Annotated in this window: 17 protein-coding genes and 1 tRNA gene; 8 read left to right on the forward strand and 10 right to left on the reverse strand. The window is 71.0% G+C overall.

The window, feature by feature from the left end:
• Positions 1-57: 57 nt before the first annotated feature.
• On the forward strand, positions 58-1,020 hold the full coding sequence (locus ACFYT9_RS03480; protein WP_389160676.1) for a helix-turn-helix transcriptional regulator: 963 nt from the start codon (positions 58-60) through the stop codon (positions 1,018-1,020).
• A gap of 5 nt (positions 1,021-1,025) precedes the next feature.
• Positions 1,026-1,496, forward strand: coding sequence for a hypothetical protein (locus ACFYT9_RS03485; protein ID WP_387275081.1), 471 nt, complete (start codon positions 1,026-1,028; stop codon positions 1,494-1,496).
• Between the two features lie 52 nt (positions 1,497-1,548).
• Here the strand turns inward: ACFYT9_RS03485 and ACFYT9_RS03490 are convergent, their stop codons facing one another.
• The 4 genes from ACFYT9_RS03490 to dnaK are packed head-to-tail and all read right to left on the reverse strand — an operon-like array spanning position 1,549 to position 5,685.
• Positions 1,549-1,998: a heat shock protein transcriptional repressor HspR gene (locus tag ACFYT9_RS03490; protein WP_376605791.1), complete on the reverse strand. Its 450-nt coding sequence runs from the start codon at positions 1,996-1,998 to the stop codon at positions 1,549-1,551.
• A gap of 4 nt (positions 1,999-2,002) precedes the next feature.
• Positions 2,003-3,187: a molecular chaperone DnaJ gene (dnaJ, locus tag ACFYT9_RS03495; protein WP_389160679.1), complete on the reverse strand. Its 1,185-nt coding sequence runs from the start codon at positions 3,185-3,187 to the stop codon at positions 2,003-2,005.
• A gap of 33 nt (positions 3,188-3,220) precedes the next feature.
• On the reverse strand, positions 3,221-3,853 hold the full coding sequence (gene grpE / locus ACFYT9_RS03500) for a nucleotide exchange factor GrpE (protein ID WP_387273552.1): 633 nt from the start codon (positions 3,851-3,853) through the stop codon (positions 3,221-3,223).
• Positions 3,850-5,685, reverse strand: a complete 1,836-nt coding sequence (gene dnaK, locus ACFYT9_RS03505; RefSeq protein ID WP_376604322.1) for a molecular chaperone DnaK — start codon at positions 5,683-5,685, stop codon at positions 3,850-3,852. The genes grpE and dnaK overlap by 4 nt, the downstream gene beginning before the upstream one ends.
• Before the next feature lie 246 nt (positions 5,686-5,931).
• On the opposite strand from dnaK, the gene ACFYT9_RS03510 reads away from it, so the two are divergent.
• Both ACFYT9_RS03510 and ACFYT9_RS03515 read left to right on the forward strand, forming a co-directional pair.
• Positions 5,932-6,513, forward strand: a complete 582-nt coding sequence (locus ACFYT9_RS03510; protein ID WP_389160681.1) for a sugar transferase — start codon at positions 5,932-5,934, stop codon at positions 6,511-6,513.
• Positions 6,514-6,675: 162 nt separating this feature from the next.
• Positions 6,676-8,937, forward strand: a complete 2,262-nt coding sequence (locus tag ACFYT9_RS03515; RefSeq protein ID WP_387273556.1) for a (Fe-S)-binding protein — start codon at positions 6,676-6,678, stop codon at positions 8,935-8,937.
• An 84-nt stretch (positions 8,938-9,021) separates the two neighbouring features.
• On the opposite strand, the gene ACFYT9_RS03520 is transcribed toward ACFYT9_RS03515, so the two are convergent.
• Positions 9,022-9,786 carry a hypothetical protein gene (locus ACFYT9_RS03520; RefSeq protein ID WP_389160683.1) on the reverse strand — a complete coding sequence of 255 codons (765 nt, stop codon included), beginning with the start codon at positions 9,784-9,786 and terminating at the stop codon, positions 9,022-9,024.
• 174 nt (positions 9,787-9,960) lie between these two features.
• Here ACFYT9_RS03520 and ACFYT9_RS03525 point away from each other — a divergent pair, with 174 nt between their 5' ends.
• Positions 9,961-10,794: a Yip1 family protein gene (locus tag ACFYT9_RS03525; RefSeq protein WP_376605994.1), complete on the forward strand. Its 834-nt coding sequence runs from the start codon at positions 9,961-9,963 to the stop codon at positions 10,792-10,794.
• A 90-nt stretch (positions 10,795-10,884) separates the two neighbouring features.
• Here the strand turns inward: ACFYT9_RS03525 and ACFYT9_RS03530 are convergent, their stop codons facing one another.
• Together ACFYT9_RS03530 and dcd are read right to left on the reverse strand one after the other, a co-directional pair.
• A complete protein-coding gene (locus ACFYT9_RS03530) occupies positions 10,885-11,382 on the reverse strand; it encodes a phosphoribosyltransferase (protein ID WP_024755952.1) in 498 nt (165 codons plus the stop codon).
• A gap of 13 nt (positions 11,383-11,395) precedes the next feature.
• A complete protein-coding gene (gene dcd / locus ACFYT9_RS03535) occupies positions 11,396-11,971 on the reverse strand; it encodes a dCTP deaminase (protein ID WP_362104232.1) in 576 nt (191 codons plus the stop codon).
• A 409-nt stretch (positions 11,972-12,380) separates the two neighbouring features.
• Between dcd and ACFYT9_RS03540 the strand changes: the two genes are divergently transcribed.
• Positions 12,381-12,451 (forward strand) — tRNA-Gly (locus ACFYT9_RS03540).
• Positions 12,452-12,548: 97 nt separating this feature from the next.
• On the opposite strand, the gene ACFYT9_RS03545 is transcribed toward ACFYT9_RS03540, so the two are convergent.
• Together ACFYT9_RS03545 and ACFYT9_RS03550 are read right to left on the reverse strand one after the other, a co-directional pair.
• The gene (locus ACFYT9_RS03545; protein WP_389160685.1) at positions 12,549-13,220 is read right to left on the reverse strand and encodes an SAM-dependent methyltransferase; all 672 of its coding nucleotides are present in this window, start codon (positions 13,218-13,220) and stop codon (positions 12,549-12,551) included.
• Between the two features lie 145 nt (positions 13,221-13,365).
• A complete protein-coding gene (locus ACFYT9_RS03550; RefSeq protein WP_389160687.1) occupies positions 13,366-15,201 on the reverse strand; it encodes a solute carrier family 23 protein in 1,836 nt (611 codons plus the stop codon).
• A 436-nt stretch (positions 15,202-15,637) separates the two neighbouring features.
• On the opposite strand from ACFYT9_RS03550, the gene ACFYT9_RS03555 reads away from it, so the two are divergent.
• Complete coding sequence (locus tag ACFYT9_RS03555) at positions 15,638-16,354, forward strand: helix-turn-helix domain-containing protein (RefSeq protein WP_389160689.1); 717 nt, start codon at positions 15,638-15,640, stop codon at positions 16,352-16,354.
• A 319-nt stretch (positions 16,355-16,673) separates the two neighbouring features.
• Entirely contained in the window at positions 16,674-18,104 is a 1,431-nt protein-coding gene (locus ACFYT9_RS03560) for a nucleobase:cation symporter-2 family protein (RefSeq protein ID WP_389160691.1), read from the forward strand.
• A 186-nt stretch (positions 18,105-18,290) separates the two neighbouring features.
• Here the strand turns inward: ACFYT9_RS03560 and ACFYT9_RS03565 are convergent, their stop codons facing one another.
• Positions 18,291-19,850: a class I adenylate-forming enzyme family protein gene (locus tag ACFYT9_RS03565; RefSeq protein WP_389160693.1), complete on the reverse strand. Its 1,560-nt coding sequence runs from the start codon at positions 19,848-19,850 to the stop codon at positions 18,291-18,293.
• Positions 19,851-19,920 lie beyond the last annotated feature (70 nt).

The raw sequence follows: 19,920 nt of genomic DNA on the forward strand, positions 1-19,920 counted from the left end.
ATGTTCCTGTAATTCAAGACCCTGAGGGGGGTTCACATGGTGTCAATGCGGGAGGAAATGGCCACCGACCATCCCCCGGGGGAGCCGTGCGATGCCGGAAAAGCCCGGTACGCCGCCGCTCTCCGCGCAGGCCGAATAGCCCGCGAGGACCTCGCCGGCGATCCGTGCCTGATCGAACTGGCCCTCGTCCGCACGGATCCCGACGATGTGCGCTGGCTCCGCCCGGTGCCCCCGTCGGTCGCGCTGAACAAGCTGGTCCACCCCATCGAGCAGGAGATCCAGCAACAGCGGCAGCGGGCACTGTCGTTGGCCGACGCGTTCGAGCCGTTCATGTCGATCAGCACTCCCGACCCCTCCGCCGTCCAGGCCATCACCGTCCTGGAGGGGCTCGACGCCATCAACGACACCCTCGACCGCGTCCTGGACGAGTGCAGCGAGGAACTCCTCACCATCCAGCCCGGCAGCGGCCGCAAGCCCGAGGTCGTCCAGGACGGACTGCGCCGGGTGGAACCCCTGCTGGAGCGCGGCATCCGGATGCGCACCCTCTACCAGCACACCGCGCGGCACCACTCCGCCACCATGGGGTACGTCGAGCGGATCGGCCCCTACGGCCTGGAGGTCCGCACGCTGGAAGAGATCATCGACCGGCTGATCGTCGTGGACCGCAAGGTCGCCTTCGTGCCCGCCAGGACCGACCGCCGGGTCGCCCTGGAGCTCCGCCACGAAGGGCTCGTCCGCTATCTCGTCGGCGTCTTCGACCAGTTCTGGCTCTACGGCGTCCCCTGGGAGGCCGAGGTCCCCTACACCCTCTCCGTGGAAGGAGTCACCGGCATCCAGCTCTCCATCGCCAAGCTCCTCGTCGAGGGCCACGTCGACGAGGCCATCGCCCGCCGCCTCGGGATGAACGTGCGGACCTGCCGGGCGCACATCGCCAAGCTCGCGGCCACGCTGGGGAGCGGGAGCCGGGCGCAGCTCGGCTACCTGATCGCCCGGTCCGGCATTCTCGAACGGGACAACTGACCACCGTGCACGCACACATCACACTCGACGGCCCCGCCGGCACCCTGACGGTCTCCGGCGACGGGCTGCCCGTCGTGGAGCTCGTCCGGGCGGCCGGGACACCGGCCGACGAGCACACGCCGATCGGCACCCGGAAGGCCGGCCTGCTGACGCTCACCGTCGACGGCGCCCCGGCGTCGATCCGCCCGGCCCGGGGCCGGCTGCTGCGGCGCTCGTACCGGGTGGACGTCCGCGCCGGTGGCCGGCGGTACCGGCTCGTGCCCTGCTCGTACGGGGAGAGCCGGCTCAGCCGGGACGGGAAGCCGCTCGGCCTGATGAGCTCCAGCGGTGACGGGCGGGTGATCGACGAGTGGGAGGAGGGCGTCGAGCCCACCCCGCTCGACCTCGCCGTCGGCACCGCGCTGGCCGCCGCGTTCGGCACCGGCGCCTCGCCCTGGTGGGAGACGCTCGGGGACATCATCGGCGAGCTGATCTGAACACGGAGCGAGGGCCCCTCCCCGTCCGGGGAGGGGCCCTCGCTCCTGTGCGCTATTCGCCGCGCTTCGGCGCCGGGCGCCAGACCACCAGCGCGCTCGCCTGCTGCACGTCGGTGTACGGGACCAGATCGCGCCGGTAGGAGGCGTGCACCTGGGCCTCGCGCTGCCGCATCGCGGCGGCCGCGCCCTCGACGGCGGTCGAGAGCTCGGCGATCCGGGCCTGGAGCGCCGCGACCTGGTTCTCCAGCTCGATGATGCGCTTGATCCCGGCCAGATTGATGCCCTCGTCCTGCGACAACTGCTGCACCTGGCGGAGCAGTTCGATGTCGCGGGCCGAGTAGCGGCGGCCGCGGCCGGCCGTACGGTCCGGTGAGACGAGACCCAGGCGGTCGTACTGGCGCAGGGTCTGCGGATGCAGCCCCGACAGCTGGGCCGCCACCGAGATGACGTACACCGGGGTCTCGTCGGTCAGTTCGTACGGATTGCGTCTGCGTCCGTCCACCGCGTCACGCTCCCTTCGCCGCCTGGAACAGCTCCGCCCTGGGGTCCGCGTCGGCGGTCGCCGTCCGGTACTGCTCCAGGGCCTCGCGGGCCTTGTCGTCCAGCTCCCTGGGCACCGCGACCTCCACCGTCACCAGCAGGTCGCCGCGGGTGCCGTCCTTGCGGACCGCGCCCTTGCCGCGGGCGCGCATGGTCCGGCCGTTCGGCGTGCCGGCGGGCAGCTTGAGGGTGACCGCGGGACCGCCGAGGGTCGGCACCTTGATGTCACCGCCGAGCGCCGCCTCCGGGTAGGAGACCGGCACGGTGATGGTGAGGTTGTCGTCCTTGCGGCCGAAGACCGGGTGGGCGTCGACGTGCACGACGACGAACAGGTCGCCGTGGGGCCCGCCGCGCTCGCCCGGGGCGCCCTTGCCGCGCAGCCGGATCTTCTGGCCGTCGGAGACGCCCGCCGGGATGCGGACCTGCATGGTCCGCGAGGACTTGGCCCGGCCGGAGCCCTTGCAGATCTCGCAGGGGTTCTCGGCGATCAGGCCGCGGCCCTTGCAGTCCACGCACGGGTCGGTCAGCGAGAAGCCGCCGCCGCTGCCGCGCGAGACCTGGCCGGTGCCGACGCAGGTCGGGCACACCCGGGGGGTGCCGTTCGTGTCGCCGGTGCCCGAACAGGCCGTGCACGGCTGCTGGCTGGACATGCGCAGCGGCACCGTGGCGCCCTCGATGGCCTCGGTGAAGCTGAGCGTCACCTCGGACTCGATGTCCTGTCCGCGGCGGGGCTGGGTGCGGGCACCCGTACCGCCGCCGCGGTTGAACAGACCGCCGAAGACGTCCCCGATTCCGCCCCCGCCGCCGCCGGCGAAGCCGCCGGCGCCGCCCTGTGCACCGCCGCCGAAGAGGTCCCCCAGGTCGAAGTTGAACGAGCCGCCGCCCCCGGGACCGCCGGCCCTGAGGCCGCCGTTCCCGAAGAGGGCGCGCGCCTCGTCGTACTCCTTGCGCTTCTTGGGGTCACCGAGGACGTCGTTCGCCTCGGAGATCTCCTTGAAGCGCTCCTCCGCCTTGGTGTCGCCCTTGTTGGCGTCCGGATGGTTCTCCCGGGCGAGCTTCCGGTAGGCCTTCTTGATCTCGGCCTCGGTGGCGTCCTTGGGGACGCCGAGGACCTTGTAGTAGTCCTTCTCGACGAAGTCCTTCGTGCTCATCGACGTCCCTCCTCCCGCGCGCGGGTACGGCTGTTACTCGCTGTCCTGCTCCGAGGAGTCGTCCGACTCCTCGGCCTTGCCCTGCGCCCCGGGCTGGGGCTCGGCGACGGCCACGCGGGCGGGCCGGATGGTCCGCTCCCCGATCCGGTACCCCGGCTGCAGGATCGCGACGCAGGTCGTCTCGGTGACGTCCGGCGCGTACGAGTGCATCAGGGCCTCGTGGATCGTCGGGTCGAAGGGCTCGCCCTCCTTGCCGAACTGCTGGAGCCCCATCTTGGCGACGACGGTCTCCAGCGATTCGGCGACCGACTTGAAGCCGCCGAGGAGCTCGCCGTGGTCCCGGGCCCGGCCGACGTCGTCGAGGACCGGGAGCAGGTCGGACAGGAGGCTCGCCACGGCGATCTCCTTGACCGTGACCCGGTCCCGCTCGACCCGTCGCCGGTAGTTCTGGTACTCGGCCTGGAGCCGCTGGAGGTCCGCGGTGCGCTCGGAGAGCGAGGCGCGGGCCTGGTCCAGGGCGGCGGTGAGGCCGGCGTCGGCCGCCGGCGTGCTGTTCGCGTCCCCGGCCGGGGCCGCCGTGTCCTCGGTGGACTCGGCGGCCTCGGCGGCGGCGTCGCCGGAGGGGACGTCGGGCTTCTCCTCGAAGCCCGGGGTCTCCTCGCTCACGCCTGACCGTCCTTCTTGGGCTCGTCGTCGACGATCTCGGCGTCGACCACGTCGTCGTCGGCCTTGGCCTCACCGGCGGGGGCGCCGGCCTGGGCGGCCTGGGCGTCCGCGTACATCGCCTGGCCGAGCTTCTGCGAGACGGCGGCGACCTTCTCGGTGGCGGTGCGGATCTCGGCGGCGTCCTCGCCCTTGAGCTTCTCCTTCAGCTCGACGAGAGCGGCCTCGACCTCGGACTTCACGTCGCCCGGGACCTTGTCCTCGTTGTCCTTGAGGAACTTCTCGGTCTGGTAGACGAGCTGCTCGCCCTGGTTGCGGGACTCGGCGGCCTCGCGGCGGCGGTGGTCCTCGTCCGCGTACTGCTCGGCCTCCTGGCGCATCCGGTCGACCTCGTCCTTCGGCAGCGAGGAGCCGCCGGTGACGGTCATCTTCTGCTCCTTGCCCGTGCCCAGGTCCTTCGCGGTCACGTGCATGATGCCGTTGGCGTCGATGTCGAAGGCGACCTCGATCTGCGGGACGCCGCGCGGGGCCGGCGGGAGGCCGGTCAGCTCGAACATGCCGAGCTTCTTGTTGTACGCCGCGATCTCGCGCTCGCCCTGGTAGACCTGGATCTGCACGGACGGCTGGTTGTCCTCGGCCGTCGTGAAGATCTCGGACCGCTTGGTCGGGATCGTGGTGTTGCGCTCGATGAGCTTGGTCATGATGCCGCCCTTGGTCTCGATGCCGAGGGACAGCGGGGTGACGTCGAGGAGCAGGACGTCCTTGACCTCGCCCTTGAGGACACCGGCCTGGAGCGCGGCGCCGATGGCGACGACCTCGTCCGGGTTCACGCCCTTGTTGGCCTCGTTGCCACCGGTCAGCTCCTTGACGAGCTCGGCGACGGCGGGCATGCGGGTCGAGCCGCCGACCAGGACCACGTGGTCGATCTCGGAGAGGGCGATGCCCGCGTCCTTGATGACGTTGTGGAACGGGACCTTGCAGCGCTCCAGCAGGTCCGAGGTGAGCTGCTGGAACTGGGCGCGCGTGAGCTTCTCGTCCAGGTGCAGCGGGCCCTCGGCGGAGGCCGTGATGTAGGGCAGGTTGATGGAGGTCTCGGTCGAGGAGGAGAGCTCGATCTTGGCCTTCTCGGCGGCCTCGCGGAGGCGCTGGAGGGCCATCTTGTCGAGCGCCAGGTCGACGCCGTGACCGTTCTTGAACTGGGTCACCAGGTAGTCGACGACGCGCTGGTCCCAGTCGTCGCCACCGAGGTGGTTGTCGCCGTTGGTGGCCTTCACCTCGACGACGCCGTCGCCGATCTCCAGGAGGGACACGTCGAAGGTGCCGCCACCGAGGTCGAAGACGAGGATCGTCTGGTCGTCCTTGTCGAGGCCGTAGGCCAGGGCGGCCGCGGTCGGCTCGTTGACGATGCGCAGGACGTTGAGGCCCGCGATCTCACCGGCCTCCTTGGTGGCCTGGCGCTCGGAGTCGTTGAAGTACGCCGGGACGGTGATGACCGCGTCGACGACCTTCTCGCCCAGGTACGCCTCGGCGTCGCGCTTCAGCTTCTGCAGGATGAAGGCGCTCATCTGCTGCGGGTTGAAGCTCTTGCCGTCGATCTCGATCTTCCAGTCGGTGCCCATGTGGCGCTTGACCGACCGGATGGTCCTGTCGACGTTGGTGACGGCCTGGCGCTTGGCCACCTCGCCGACGAGCACCTCGCCGTTCTTCGCGAAGGCGACGACGGACGGCGTGGTCCTGGCGCCCTCCGCGTTCGTGATGACGGTGGGCTCGCCGCCTTCCAGAACGCTGACGACGGAGTTAGTCGTGCCCAGGTCGATGCCGACCGCACGTGCCATTTCGATTCCTCCAGCTGACTGACTTGAGTGGAACTGACTCAAGGATGCACGACGGGATGGCCGACGTCAACAGACCTGAGTCGAGGTGACTCAACTCTTCGTCGGCCCGATCACTCAAAGAGACGCGAGAAGCGCGTCGCTCCCTGACGCGGGAGGCGGGAAATGGGAGAGTCCTGATGCCCCGTGTCGGGCAAAGCGGGCATATTCCACGAACATCCCATGATCTCAGCCGGAGGGGTCCGGGGCATGACGGCGAACCGTACGCAGCACACCCAGCACAGCCGCCCACACGTCACCCGCCCTCCGCGCCGCGGGACGGGCCTCAAGCGCGCCTTCGACCTGCTGGGGGGCGCGGCCCTGCTGCTGGCACTCTCGCCGCTGCTCGCCGCCGTCGCCCTCACGCTCACCCTGGCGGCCCCGCCCCCGGGCGGCGCCCCGCTGCTGCGCCGCCGCACGGTGGCGGGCCTGGACGGCCGCCCCTTCACCATGCTGACCTTCCGCACCCGCAGTCCGCTGGCCGCGCTGCCGCTGCTGCTGCACGTCGTCCGGGGCGAGATGTCGCTCGTCGGCCCCTGCCCGCTCTCCCCCACCCACCGGGAGTGCGCCGGCGAGACCCGCCGCCGGCTCTCCGTACGCCCGGGACTGACCGGACCCTGGCAGATCAGCGACCGCTCCGACCTGCCCTGGGAGGAGCGCGAGCTGCTCGACCTCCACTATGTGGACCACCACTGGCTCGGCATGGACCTGGCCGTTCTGGCGCGTACGCTTCCAGCAGTCCGCCGACGTCGCCTGCGGCGCGCCTCCGCCCGTCCGGCAAGGCTTGCCTGAGCGACACAGATCACCGCGAGGGCCGCTACAAGTGGGGCGCCCGGACCGGTAATCTCAGCACGGACTAATTAAGTTACCGCTTAGTAGGCTCAAGGCGAGAGTGAGGGTACGGCGAGCACCGGCCGCCCCCGCCGCGCCCCAGGCCCGCCCGAGGAGCCCGTCATGCAACTCGCCGCGATCATCGTGTCGCTGACGCTGACCGTGGTCGGCGTTGCCCTGCTCGCTCGCGCCATCGGCCAGTTCGTCGCGTACTTCAAGCTGGGCCAGCCGGTCCCGGCCGGTACCCGTACGGACAACCCCTACCAGCGCAGCGTCACCCTGGTCCGGGAGTTCCTGGGCCACACCCGGATGAACCGCTGGGGCATCGTCGGCTTCGCGCACTGGTTCGTCGCGGTCGGCTTCCTGACCCTCCCGCCGACCCTCGCGCAGGCCTTCGGCCAGCTCTTCCAGGCCGACTGGACCCTGCCGGTCATCGGCGGCTTCCTGCCGTTCGAGCTCTACATCGAGTTCATCGGCGTCATGACGATCCTCGGCATCGCCGCCCTGATCGTGATCCGCCTGCTGAGCCTCCCCGGCCGGGCCGGCCGCAAGTCCCGCTTCGCCGGCTCCAAGGCCGGCCAGGCGTACTTCGTCGAGTACGTGATCCTCACCATCGGCCTCGCGATCTACGTGCTCCGCGGCCTGGAGGGCGCGATCCACCACGTCGAGCACTACGAGGCCGCGTACTTCGCCTCGTACCCGCTCGTCCTGCTCTTCAAGGGCCTCTCCCTCTCCACCCTCCAGACGCTCATCTACTTCACCGCCATGGTGAAGATCAGCACCTCGTTCATCTGGATGATCGTGGTCTCGCTGAACACCAACATGGGCGTCGCCTGGCACCGCTTCCTCGGCTTCCCGAACATCTGGTTCAAGCGCAACGCCACCGGCGAGACCGCGCTCGGCGCGCTCCAGCCGATGACGACCGGCGGCAAGCCGATCGACTTCGAGGACCCGGGCGAGGACGACGTCTACGGCGTCTCCCAGGTCGAGCAGTTCTCCTGGAAGGGCCTCCTCGACTTCTCCACCTGCACCGAGTGCGGCCGCTGCCAGTCGCAGTGCCCCGCCTGGAACACCGGCAAGCCGCTCTCCCCCAAGCTCCTCATCATGTCGCTGCGCGACCACGCGCACGCCAAGGCGCCGTACCTGCTCGCGGGCGGCGGCAAGGACATGGAGGGCAACGAGAAGGCGTCGGCCGAGGCCCTGAAGGACGTGCCCGCCTCGGCCCTCGCCGAGGCCGAGCGCCCCCTCATCGGCACCGCCGAGGAGAACGGCGTCATCGACCCCGACGTCCTGTGGTCCTGCACCACCTGCGGCGCCTGCGTCGAGCAGTGCCCGGTCGACATCGAGCACATCGACCACATCGTCGACATGCGCCGCTACCAGGTGATGATCGAGTCCGCCTTCCCGTCGGAGGCCGGCACGATGCTGAAGAACCTGGAGAAGAAGGGCAACCCCTGGGGTCTCGCCAAGAAGGCGCGCGTCGAGTGGACCAAGGAGGTCGACTTCGAGGTCCCGATCGTCGGCAAGGACATCGAGGACCTCTCCGAGGTCGACTACCTCTACTGGGTCGGCTGCGCCGGCGCCCTGGAGGACCGCGCCAAGAAGACCACCAGGGCCTTCGCCGAGCTGCTGCACATCGCGGGCGTCAAGTTCGCGATCATGGGCGGCGACGAGAAGTGCACCGGTGACTCCCCGCGCCGCCTGGGCAACGAGCCGCTCTTCCAGCAGCTCGGCCAGGAGAACGTCGCGATGCTGAACATGGCGTTCGGCGAGGACGACGACGACCCGGAGACGAAGAAGCCGAAGTCGGCGAAGAAGATCGTCTCGACCTGCCCGCACTGCTTCAACACCATCGCCAACGAGTACCCGCAGCTCGGCGGCGAGTACGAGGTCATCCACCACACCCAGCTGCTCCAGCACCTCATCGACGAGGGCAGGCTGATCCCGGTGACCCCGGTCGACGGCCTGATCACCTACCACGACCCGTGCTACCTGGGCCGCCACAACAAGGTCTACACGCCCCCGCGCGAGATCATGTCGGCCGTCCCCGGCCTGCGTCAGCAGGAGATGCACCGCCACAAGGAGCGCGGCTTCTGCTGCGGCGCCGGCGGCGCGCGGATGTGGATGGAGGAGCGGATCGGCAAGCGCATCAACACCGAGCGCGTCGACGAGGCCCTGTCCCTCAACCCGGACATCGTCTCCACCGCCTGCCCGTTCTGCCTCGTCATGCTCACGGACTCCGTGAACGGCAAGAAGAACGACGGCAAGGCGAAGGAGAGCCTCCAGGTCGTGGACGTGGCCCAGCTGCTGCTCGAATCGGTGAAGACGCCGGTCGACCCGGAGCCGGAGCCCGCGGACGAGCCGGAGCCCGAGCCGGCCGCGTAAGGCGCGACGCGTGACGGAAGGGCCGCACCACCGGGAACGGTGGGGCGGCCCTTTCTCGCGTGCTCTCGCGTGCTCTCGCGTGCTCTACCGCTTCACGGGCTTCTGGGCGTGGTGAGTGGCGACGAGCCCGCCCTTCAGGTCGTAGACCCAGCTGTTGCCGCCCCGCTTCGGGGTGTCCACGACGACGAAGCGGTACTGGTGCTTGCCGGGCTGCACGGCGAGCTTGTAGGTCCAGCCGCGGTGCTGGACGGTGAGGTGCTTCGGGTCGACGGTGGCGACGCGCTTGCCGTCGGGGCGCGCGACCTGGACGCGGGGCCCGTTCGGGGCGTGCGCGATGAAGGTGGCGACGGTGCCGTCGGCGAGCCTGGCCTGCGCCTTCCGGTGCTGCGGGGCGGGCTTGGGAGCCGGCTTGGGCGCGGGCTTGGGGTGGGGGGCCGGCTTCGGCTTCGGCTCGGGCTTCGGCTTCGGCTTCGGGGTGGGGACGGGCGCGGGGACGTCCTCCCTCCAGCTGCTCACGGTCCCGTCGGGCTGGAGCACGATGTGGAGCCCGTTGTTCTCCGCGTACGCGGGCTGCCCTCCCGTACTGGTCAGGCTGCCGATCAGCACCCCGTCCCGGCCCACGATGTCGGCGCTGTACGAGCCCTCGCCGGTCTGCCGCACCAGGGCGGTGGACCCGTCGGCCAGCGGCCAGTCGGAGACGGAGCCGTACTCCTCCTGTCCCGCGACCGGCTGCGGCGCGTCCTCGGCGAAGGCGGCGGCGGCCGGGAGGAGGAGGGCGACCGAGGTGCCGGTGGCGACGGCGGCGGTGCGGAGGAGGTGGGTACGGCGGGTACGACGGTTGAGAAGCATGGAGAACTCCATCAGGGGTTTCGCTGCTGACCTCACCGAAGCTACGGACTACATATTGAGGTGATACGTCCGTTTTGTAACAACGGCCGCGCGATCGGACGGCGACCCCTAGGGGATGTCACAGCTCGGCACCGAAGGAGCGGGTCCGCCGCTCGAACGGGTACGTTCAATGACGTGGCTGGATTCAGGAACGGACGCGGCCGGGACAACCGCCCCCCGCAACAGCATCGACCGCAGCAGGCGCCGCACGGGTACAACGCGACGCCTCCGCAGGCGTACCCGCAGCAGCAGTGGCAGCAACAGCCGCCACAGCAGCAGCCGTACGGGGAGCCCGAGTACTTCGGCGACCCGCACGCGCAGCACCCCCACGCGGCGACGGCGAACAACCCGGGCCACACCCAGATGTTCAGCGTCGACGACCCCTACGGCCCGCAGGGCGGCTACCAGGCTCCCCCGGCCCCCGTCGGCCCGCGCCTCCGCTGGAAGCCCCTGCTGAGCGGCATCGTGCTGCGCCCGGCGGACACCTTCCTCCGCATGCGCGACCACGCGGTCTGGGGCCCGGCGCTGATCGTCACCTTCCTCTACGGCCTGCTGGCGATCTTCGGCTTCGACCGGGCCCGCGAGGAGGTGCTGAACGCGACGCTGTCCACCACGATCCCGTACGTCCTGATGACCGGCGTCGGCTTCGTCCTCGGCGGCCTGATCCTGGGCGCGGTCACCCACACCCTCGCCCGCCAGCTCGGCGGCGACGGCGCGTGGCAGCCGACGGTCGGCCTCTCCATGCTGATCATGTCCCTCACGGACGCCCCCCGTCTCCTCTTCGCCCTCTTCCTGGGCGGCGAGAACGGCCTGGTCCAGGTCATCGGCTGGGCCACCTGGCTCGCCGCCGGCGCCCTCTTCACCCTGATGGTCAGCCGCTCGCACGACCTCCCCTGGCCCAAGGCCCTCGGCGCCTCGGCGATCCAGCTGGCGGCCCTCCTGAGCCTGATCAAGCTGGGCACCCTGTAAGAACCCCGATAGCCCTGATACGCGAAGGAGCCCCCTCCCGGAGGGGGCTCCTTCGCGTATCAGGGGCTGTCGGGGTCGGCGCTCAGGCGCTCAGGCGTCGAGGACCTGACCCTCGCGCTTCACGACGGGCGGCTCGACCGACCAGGGGAAGTTGATCCACTCGTCCGTCTTCTTCCAGACGTACTCGCACTTCACGAGGGAGTGGGACTTCTCGTAGATGACGGCGGAGCGGACCTCGGCGACGTGGTCGACGCAGAAGTCGTGGACGAGCTTGAGCGTCTTGCCGGTGTCGGCGACGTCGTCCGTGATCAGGACCTTCTTGTCGGAGAAGTCGATCGCGTCCGGGACGGGCGCCAGCATGACCGGCATCTCCAGCGTGGTCCCCACACCCGTGTAGAACTCCACGTTCACGAGGTGGATGTTCTTGCAGTCGAGCGCGTAGGCCAGACCGCCGGCGACGAAGACGCCGCCGCGGGCGATGGAGAGGACGATGTCGGGCTCGTAGCCGTCGTCGGCGATGGTCTGCGCCAGCTCGCGGACGGCGGTCCCGAAGCCCTCGTACGTCAGGTTCTCGCGTACTTCACTCATGTCCGCTACCGCCTCACACCTGGGTCCGATGGAAGTTCATGTACGAGCGGGAGGCCGTCGGCCCGCGCTGCCCCTGGTACCGGGAGCCGTACCGCTCGCTGCCGTACGGGAACTCGGCGGGCGAGCTCAGCCGGAACATGCACAGCTGCCCGATCTTCATCCCCGGCCACAGCTTGATGGGGAGGGTCGCGAGGTTCGACAGCTCCAGCGTCACGTGCCCCGAGAAGCCCGGGTCGATGAACCCGGCCGTCGAGTGCGTGACGAGCCCGAGCCGCCCGAGGGAGCTCTTCCCCTCCAGGCGCGACGCGATGTCGTCCGGCAGGGTGATGACCTCGTAGGTCGAGGCGAGCACGAACTCGCCCGGGTGGAGGATGAACGCCTCGTCGCCCTCCGGCTCCACCTCGCGCGTCAGATCGAGCTGCTCGGTGGCGGGGTCGATGTGCGGGTAGCGGTGGTTCTCGAACACCCGGAAGAAGCGGTCGAGACGCACGTCGATGCTGGACGGCTGCACCATGGATTCGTCGTACGGGTCGATGCGAACCCGCCCGGCATCGATCTCGGCCCGGATGTCCTTGTCTGAGAGAAGCACGCCCCCACGATACGCAGAGGGCGCGGACCTCCCCAATCGGGACCGGCCCACGCCCCGCCCACCTGCCCAGGTCAGCGCTGCTGAGCCTCCACCGGCACCGCGTGCCTCAACCGCGCGCACCGGGGACACCGGACGAGCCGCCCGGGCCCGATCCGCCCGGCACCGAGCTGCTGAAGCGGGAACGAGGCGGTACTGAACACGTGCCCTTCGGCACAGCGGACGACGGTGCGCTCCACGGAACCCATCAAGTCCCTTCCCCTACACACATGCTGGACGAGACAGCCACATTAGGGGATCAACAGGACACCCTCCACGCGGCACTCCGACGCACGGAAGAGAGGCGAAGTACGCCACCAGTGGCGCATGGGGTACAGTGTGCAACGATGCGACCGGCTCATTCGGCCGCAATGCGGATGTAGTTTAATGGTAGAACATGAGCTTCCCAAGCTTATAGCGCGGGTTCGATTCCCGTCATCCGCTCTTCTTACGAAGCCCCAGGTCAGCGGCCTGGGGCTTCGTAGTTGTCCAAGCCTCTGTGTCCGCGTGAGCGTCGGCTGACCGAAGGGGCCGGGGAACGTCAGGGGGTGGCGCGGACTACCACCAGTGATCCCTCGTAGACGGGGCGGCCGCGGAGGTGGCCGAAGCGCTCGTCCCACTCGCCCGAGCGGAGTTCGCTGCGCAGGTTCGTGTCGAACTCCTCGCGGACGCGGTCGTCGACGAAGCTCCAGGCCGACCCCGCTTGGCGGGCCGCCGGGTCCAGGAGCTTCTCGGGTCGTCCGTAGTACGCCTCGTCGAAGGTGTCGGTGCAGTCGAGGGGGATGGGGACGCTCCGTGTCTCTGCGGATCCCCCGAGGGCTGTGGTCAGGTCGGCGATCGGCGGGTGGCGGCGGGCCTCGACGGCCAGGACCTCGGGGGCGTAGCGGTTCAGCCAGAAGCCGCGGACGCGTGCGGGGTCGGTGGCGAGGAGCACGACGGGGCCCCGGGTCACGCGGCGCAGTTCGCGGAGCCGGGAGAGGGTGTCGGAGACGCGGCGGGCGTTGCAGAGCATCATCGCCGCGTCGAACGTCCCGTCGCCGAAGGGGAGTCGGCTGGTACCGGGGCCGGGCAGCGAGTCCGAGTCGAGCACCGTCCGGGCGGGTCCGAGAGCCTCGGCCACGACCTGGGCGATTCTCTCGTCGGGGCCGGGGCGGGACGTGCCGCCGCCGGGGGAGCCGTGCAGGTGGTGGCGGGCGGCGGAAACGGTGGTCATCGGGTCTACCTCGTCTTGTCGCCGGGGAATCGGTGGGTGCGGGTTACCCGGTGGCGATTCCCGCGGTGTTCCGGTGGGCCGGCGTCGCCTCTCCGCCGGGCCCGTGCGATGTCAGGCCCTGCGGGGAGGCGGGGAGAGGTCGTCTCTAGTGACTGGCGCCGGGCGCGGAGGGGGGCTGCGGGTGCTGCCAGGGGTCGGCCTCCGCACCGCGCTGGTCCCGGGGGTGATCGGGGCCGGTGTGCCGTGGGTGGAGAGGGTGGAGCGGGCCGGGGAAGACCGCGTTCTCGGCGACGGCGGGCTGGGGCGAGCCTCCGTGAGCGGCCGGGGGGTGGGGCGGGGCCGGGACCTCGTGCTGCGGGAGGGGTGGGGCCGGGACCTCGTGCGGTCCGTGGGGCGGGGTCGGGACCTCTGCCGGCCGGTGCCGGCCGGGGTCGGTGGCGGACGGGGAGCCGGTCATGTAGGGCCAGGCCGGGGCGGGCTGTGCCGTGGCGCCGGGGCCGCGGCCGTGGTCTGGGGTGCCGGGCGGGCGGGTGGAGGGCTGGAAGGGCGTCCAGCCGGCGGAGGGTCTCGCCCCGAGGACGGTGTCCGCGGTGTCGAGGGCCGTGACCTGTTCCGCGGAGATCGCGTCGGGGTCGGCCTCGGTGCCGCGGCCCAGGTGGTTCAGGAGGTAGTTGAGGAGGACCGCGACCAGGCAGCCGGCGGTGATCCCCGAGCCGAGCACGGTCGCCACCGGGGCGGGGAGGCGGGCGTAGAAGTCGGGGTCGAGGACGGGGAAGAGACCGAAGGCGAGGGTGACGGAGACGATCAGGGCGTTGTGGCCGGTGCCGAGGGCCGCCTTGGTGAGGGTACGGATGCCCGTGACGGCGACGGAGCCGAAGAAGACCACGGCCGCGCCGCCGAGGACGGGCAGCGGGACGAGGGCGACCAGTGAGCCCAGGACGGGCACGAAGCCCATCAGGACGAGGATGGCGCCGCAGAGCGTGACGACGTAGCGGCTGCGGATCCTGCTGAGGGAGACCAGGCCGACGTTCTGCGCGTACGACGTGGTGGTGAACGAGCCGAGGACGCCGCCAAGGACCGTGGCGAGGCCGAGGGCGCGGAGGCTGCCGGCGATGGTCCGGTCCTGGACCGGCCGTTCGGCGACCGCGCCCAGCGCCAGCAGCGCGGCCGTGGACTCCATCATCGACACGATCATCACCACCGCGGCGGTGGCGATCACGGTCGGAACGAACTGCGGAGCGCCGAAGCCGAAGGGCGTGGGCAGGGCGAACAGGGGTGCGTGGGCGAGGGGTTCGAGGTCGACCTTGCCCAGCGGGACGGCGATCAGGGTGCCCGCGAGCATGCCGATGAGGATGGCGACCCGTCCGAGGAAGCGGCCCGAGAGCATGCGGTGCACAGTCAGGGTGATGACGAGGGTCACCGCCGCCAGTGCCAGGTTCGCGGGCGAGCCGAAGCCGGCGGCCTCGGCGTCTCCGCCCCGGGCCCAGGTGCCGGCGACCGGCAGCAGGGAGACGCCGACCAGGGTGATGACGCAGCCGCTGACGACCGGTGGGAAGAACCTGACCAGCCGGCAGAAGACGGGAGCGAGCAGGAGGCAGAGGACTCCGGCCACGAGGGTGGCCCCGAAGATCGCCGGCAGTGCGCTGTCACGCCCCTGGGTGGCGGCGGCGGCGAGCGCCGGTGACACGACGGCGAACGAGACGCCGTTGACCAGGGGCAGCCCGGCGCCGACGCCGTAGACACCGAGGGTCTGGGCGATCGTGCCGAGCCCGGCGATCAGCAGCGCCGCGGCCAGGAGGGCGGAGAGTTGGGCCGGGGTCAGCCCCAGGGCGCTGCCGATGATCAGCGGTGGTGCGGTCAGGCCGGCGTACATGCTCGCCACGTGTTGGAGGGCGGCGGGCAGCATGCGGCGGGCGGGAAGGATCTCGTCGACCGGATGGGGTGGGGTCGGCGACGTGTGGTCAGTGGCGCGGGGCAGCAAGGCAGGTCCTTGAGACACCGCCCGCGGGCAGCGGGCTGCCGAGGGCGTGTGGGCAGAGTGACCGGTGCCGGGGGACGGCCCGAACCGGGAGCATGACCGATGGGGCGAGTCGCAAGGGGTGGGCGACTGTCACCACAGGTTTCGCATGACGGAAGAAGTTTTCCGTTCTGGACGGACGGGACTTTATGGCCCGGCCCGAACCTCGTCAACTCCCCCAACAGAGGCCGCCAGTTCCCGTCGAATTCTGGAGGAACAGACAGTCGCCACAGCGCTCCTTCCCCTTCGCCGCCCCGACCTCTCCCATAAAAGGCCAGGTCAGCGATGGTCCACTCGCTCAGGAGATCCGACGAAGGAGCCGGACGGCGGCCACCGGGGCCGACATTCGGAGCGTTCCGGCCCTTGGCCGCGAACGGCATGGTCCCTACGGTGTCCCGCTATGCCACCCGCAGACGATCAGTACGCCCTGCCCCGCTTCGATCCCGCCCGCGCCTCCGCCGTCCGCGCCCAGCTCGGCCTGACGCTCGGCCAGGTCGCCTGGGCCGTCACGGCCTACTGCGGTTCACCCGTGCACCCCGACCTCGTCGAGGCCTGGGAAGCCGGCACCGCCACCCCCGAGAGCACCCAGGTGAAGGCCCTCGCGGCGGCGCTCTGGTGCTCCCCGGTCGACCTCGTCGCCGAGCCCGCCACCCTCGCCCAGTGCCGTACCGTCGCCGGACTCACCGTCAGCGAGACCGCGACGGAGCTCGGTCTCACCCGCGGACAGTGGGAGGACGCCGAACGCCGGAACCGCTGGCAGGGCACCCCCGCCCAGACGGACGCGCTCCTGAGGGTCCTCTGCCCGCCACCGGCCTGTTTCGTCGCCGCCTGCGGCAGGACCGGCCAGCTCCGCGTCCTGCTCAGGGAGGCAGCCACCACCTGGTGGCCCCCTTACGTGGGTGCCCTCACCCGCATCGTGCCGCTCGACCCCGCGGTGCTCGGCCACGCCCTCGAACGCCTCCACCTCGCCTACCAGCAGTGGGAGGGCGCGGCCGGCGGCTCGCCCCGTCAGGCCGCCCGCGCGGAGGCCCGTGCGGCGGACTTCCTCGAACACATCGACCTGCACCTCTGGCACCACGTCCGCGAGGCCATGAACCAGGCCCGGCCCGCCTCTTGACACCCACGCCGCACCGTGAGGAACTGTTCCGACTTCGCCGGACGGAGTGGCACCACCCGCATCACGGACAGATGCGCGGAAGCCGGCCGGGGAACCGCGGGACCACGGGACACGAATCCCTCCCGCCCGTTCTCCGGCGACCCACTCCCCGCTCTCCGGCCGCGTCACCCAGGCACGACGGCCTCTCGGCCGCACGCCCGGTGCCGCATCCTCCGCATCCCGTCATCACCCGCATCCGCAGAGCCGTGCGTCGCCGACGCCTGCTCTCCCGTAGGGCTGCCCGCGCTCCCACGAGACCGCCGCGGCCAGGAGACACGCCATGCCGGAATCCCACTCCGCCCCGGAACCGACGAAGACCGAGTCCGGGACCGATGCCCGCCCCGACACACCCGCGAGACCGGACGACACGCATCCGGTCGACCAGATGCTGCCCCCGCTGAAGCTGTTCAGCGCCGGACTGCAGCACGTCGCCGCCATGTACGCCGGCGTCGTCGCGCCTCCGCTGGTCGTCGGCATCGGCGTCGGCCTGTCGACCGCCGACATCGCGTTCCTCATGAGCGCGAGCCTGTTCACCTCCGGCATCGCCACGCTCCTGCAGACGCTCGGGTTCTGGAAGGTCGGGGCGCGGCTCCCGTTCGTCAACGGCGTCTCCTTCGCCGGTGTCGCGCCGATGCTCGCGATAGCGAAGGCCGAGGGCCCCGAGGACGCGCTGCCCGTCATCTACGGAGCCGTGATCGTCGCCGGCGTCTTCGGGTTCCTCCTCGCCCCCTTCTTCTGCAAGCTGATCCGCTTCTTCCCGCCCGTGGTCACGGGCACGGTCATCACCCTCATCGGTGTCTCCCTGCTGCCCGTCGCGTTCAACTGGGCGCAGGGCGGCAACGCGCAGGCACCGGACTACGGCAGCCTCAAGTACATCGGCCTCGCCACCGCCACCCTGCTGATCACCGTGGTCCTGCGGCGCGTCCTGACGGGGTTCCTCAAGCAGATCTCCATCCTGCTGGGCCTCGTCGCCGGCACGCTGATCTCCCTGCCGCTGGGTGTCGCCGACTTCAGCTCCGTGGGCGACGCCGACATCATCGGACTCCCCACCCCGTTCCACTTCGGCGCACCGCAGTTCGCGGCCGCGGCGATCATCTCCATGTGCATCGTGATGCTCGTGTCGATGACCGAGTCCACCGCGGACGTCCTCGCCCTCGGTGAGATCGTCGAGCGGCCCGCCGACGAGAAGACCCTCGCCGCCGCGCTCCGCGCCGACGGCCTCGGCACCGCCCTCAGCCCGCTGTTCAACGGCTTCGCGGCCAGCGCCTTCGCCCAGAACGTCGGTCTCGTGGCGATCACCAAGGTCCGCAGCCGCTTCGTCGTCGCCGCGGCCGGCGGCATCCTCCTCCTGCTCGGCCTCTGCCCCCTCCTCGCCTCCGTCGTCGCGCTCATCCCCCAGCCCGTCCTCGGCGGAGTCGGCATCGCCCTCTTCGGCACCGTCGCCGCCAGCGGCATCCAGACCCTCGCCGGGGCGGCCCTCGAACGCGGCGACAACGTCCTCATCGTCGCCATCTCCCTGGGCGCCGGCATCATCCCCATCGCGGCCCCGGACTTCTACCACTCCTTCCCCGAGGGCGCCCGCATCGTCCTCGACTCCGGCATCAGCACGGGCTGTGTCGTCGCCGTCCTCCTCAACCTCGCCTTCAACCACCTCGGCGGGAAGAGCGACCCCGCTCCGGAGGCGCTGCCCGCGCCCGCCGCACACCACTGACACCCGCCCGCCCCGAGCCCTCACGGGCGCCCGCCTCACCGACCCCCGGACCCGGTGAGGCGGGCGTCCGCGCTCTGTTGGCGTGTGATCCCGCCGGTGTGGTGATGTCGCCCGGGCGGGGCCGGTGCCGACCACGGCCTGATGACGCCCGCTCTCCCCCGTCTCGCATCTGCTTGTCTGTGCCGGTCAGGAGAGTGCGCGGCGGAGTGCGTGCTTGTCGGGCTTGCCGACGGTGCTGAGCGGGATGGCCTTCAGGACGTGGAACGCGTGGGGGACGGGGAGACCGCGGGCGGCGACGAGGCGGCGCAGCTCGTCGAGGTCGGTGCGGTGACCCGGGGCGGGCACGACGGCGGCGTGGACGTGCTCGGAGGTGTCGTCGTGACGCGTCCCGAAGACCGCGCACTGGACCACGGCGGGGTGGGCCGTCAGCACCTCCTCGATCTCGCCGGGACAGATCCGTGTGCCGTCGACGGTGATCATGTCGTGGCCCCGGTCGGCAAGGAAGAGATAGCCGTCGTCGTCGAGGTAGCCGATGTCGCCGGTGCGCACCCAGCCGTCGTGGAGTACGCGGGCGGTCAGTGCGGGCTGCTTCCAGTAGCCGCTCATCGCGCTGTGGGCGCGCGCGTGGATCTCGCCCTCGCCGCCGTTCGGGAGGGCGTCGCCGTGCCGGTCGACGACGCGGAGTTCGACGCCGGGCATGGCGCGGCCGACGGTGATCTGTCCGTGGCGGCCGACGCGGTCGTGTTCCTCGGGGCCCACCTCGGTGAGCCCGAGCGTCTCGTTCTGTCCGTACCAGCTGTGCAGCACCTTGCCGAAGACGCCTTCGGCCTGCCGCAGCCTGGACGTCGACGCGGGGCTGCCGCCGTAGGTGAGCTGCCGGACGCTGGAGGTGTCGGTCGCGGGCAGCGCGGGATGGTCGAGGAGCTGGTGCAGGAGTGGCGGCAGGAGGAACAGGCGGGTGACCCGGTCGCGCTCGATCGCCGCGAGGACCTCGCCCGGATCGAACGCGGGCTGCAGGACGACGGATCCGCCCTGGAGGAGCACGACGTCCGCCCAGAGCCCCGCGATGTGCGTGAGCGGCGTACAGGCCAGATAGCGGGGCGGAGCGCCGGCGGGGGAGGACAGGTGGTCCAGGGTGCGGCGGTACGGGCCGTGCTTCATCTGGAGGCTCTTCGGCAGCCCGGTCGTGGTGCCGCCGGTGTGGCGGATGCACCAGTCGTCGGTGGCGCCGACGGGCACGGTGACGGGCTCCGCCGGCTGCCCGGCCGCCGCCGCGCAGAGGTCGTCGGCGGACGGGTGCGGGCCCAGCGTCGCCGACACGGGTACGCGCAGGAGCGGCTTCAGCCGGTCCAGGTCCGCGTACCGGGTCGGGTCGGCCAGCAGCAGCTCGGTGTCGGCGACGTCCACCAAGTGCGCCAGGGCCTCGGCGTTCAGGCCGTCGTACAGGGGTGTCACGCGCGCGCCTGCCAGGTTGGCCGCGTAGCGCGCGACGAGCGCCTCAGGGGTGTTGCCCGTGAGCAGGGCGACGGTCTGCCCGGGCCGGACACCGCGCGCGATCAGCTCGCGGGCGAGCCGGTGGACGCTGTCGCGCAGCTCGCCCGCGGTGATCTGCCGGCGGTCGGGACAGATGATCACGGGCAGGGCGGGGTCGCGTGCCAGGGTGTGGAGGAGGGCGTCCGTGTAGGTGACGAAGCCGGGGTCGGCGGACTCGGGCGGCGGGGCCGCCCCGGGCCGGAGGTCGGACATCGGTGTCCCTTGGGAGATGGGCGGGAGGGCGGGAGGGCGGGAGGAGTGCGGTGGCGGGCTGGTGGTGGGG

It is taken from the genome of Streptomyces sp. NPDC004435 (assembly GCF_042873895.1).
Taxonomy (GTDB): domain Bacteria; phylum Actinomycetota; class Actinomycetes; order Streptomycetales; family Streptomycetaceae; genus Streptomyces.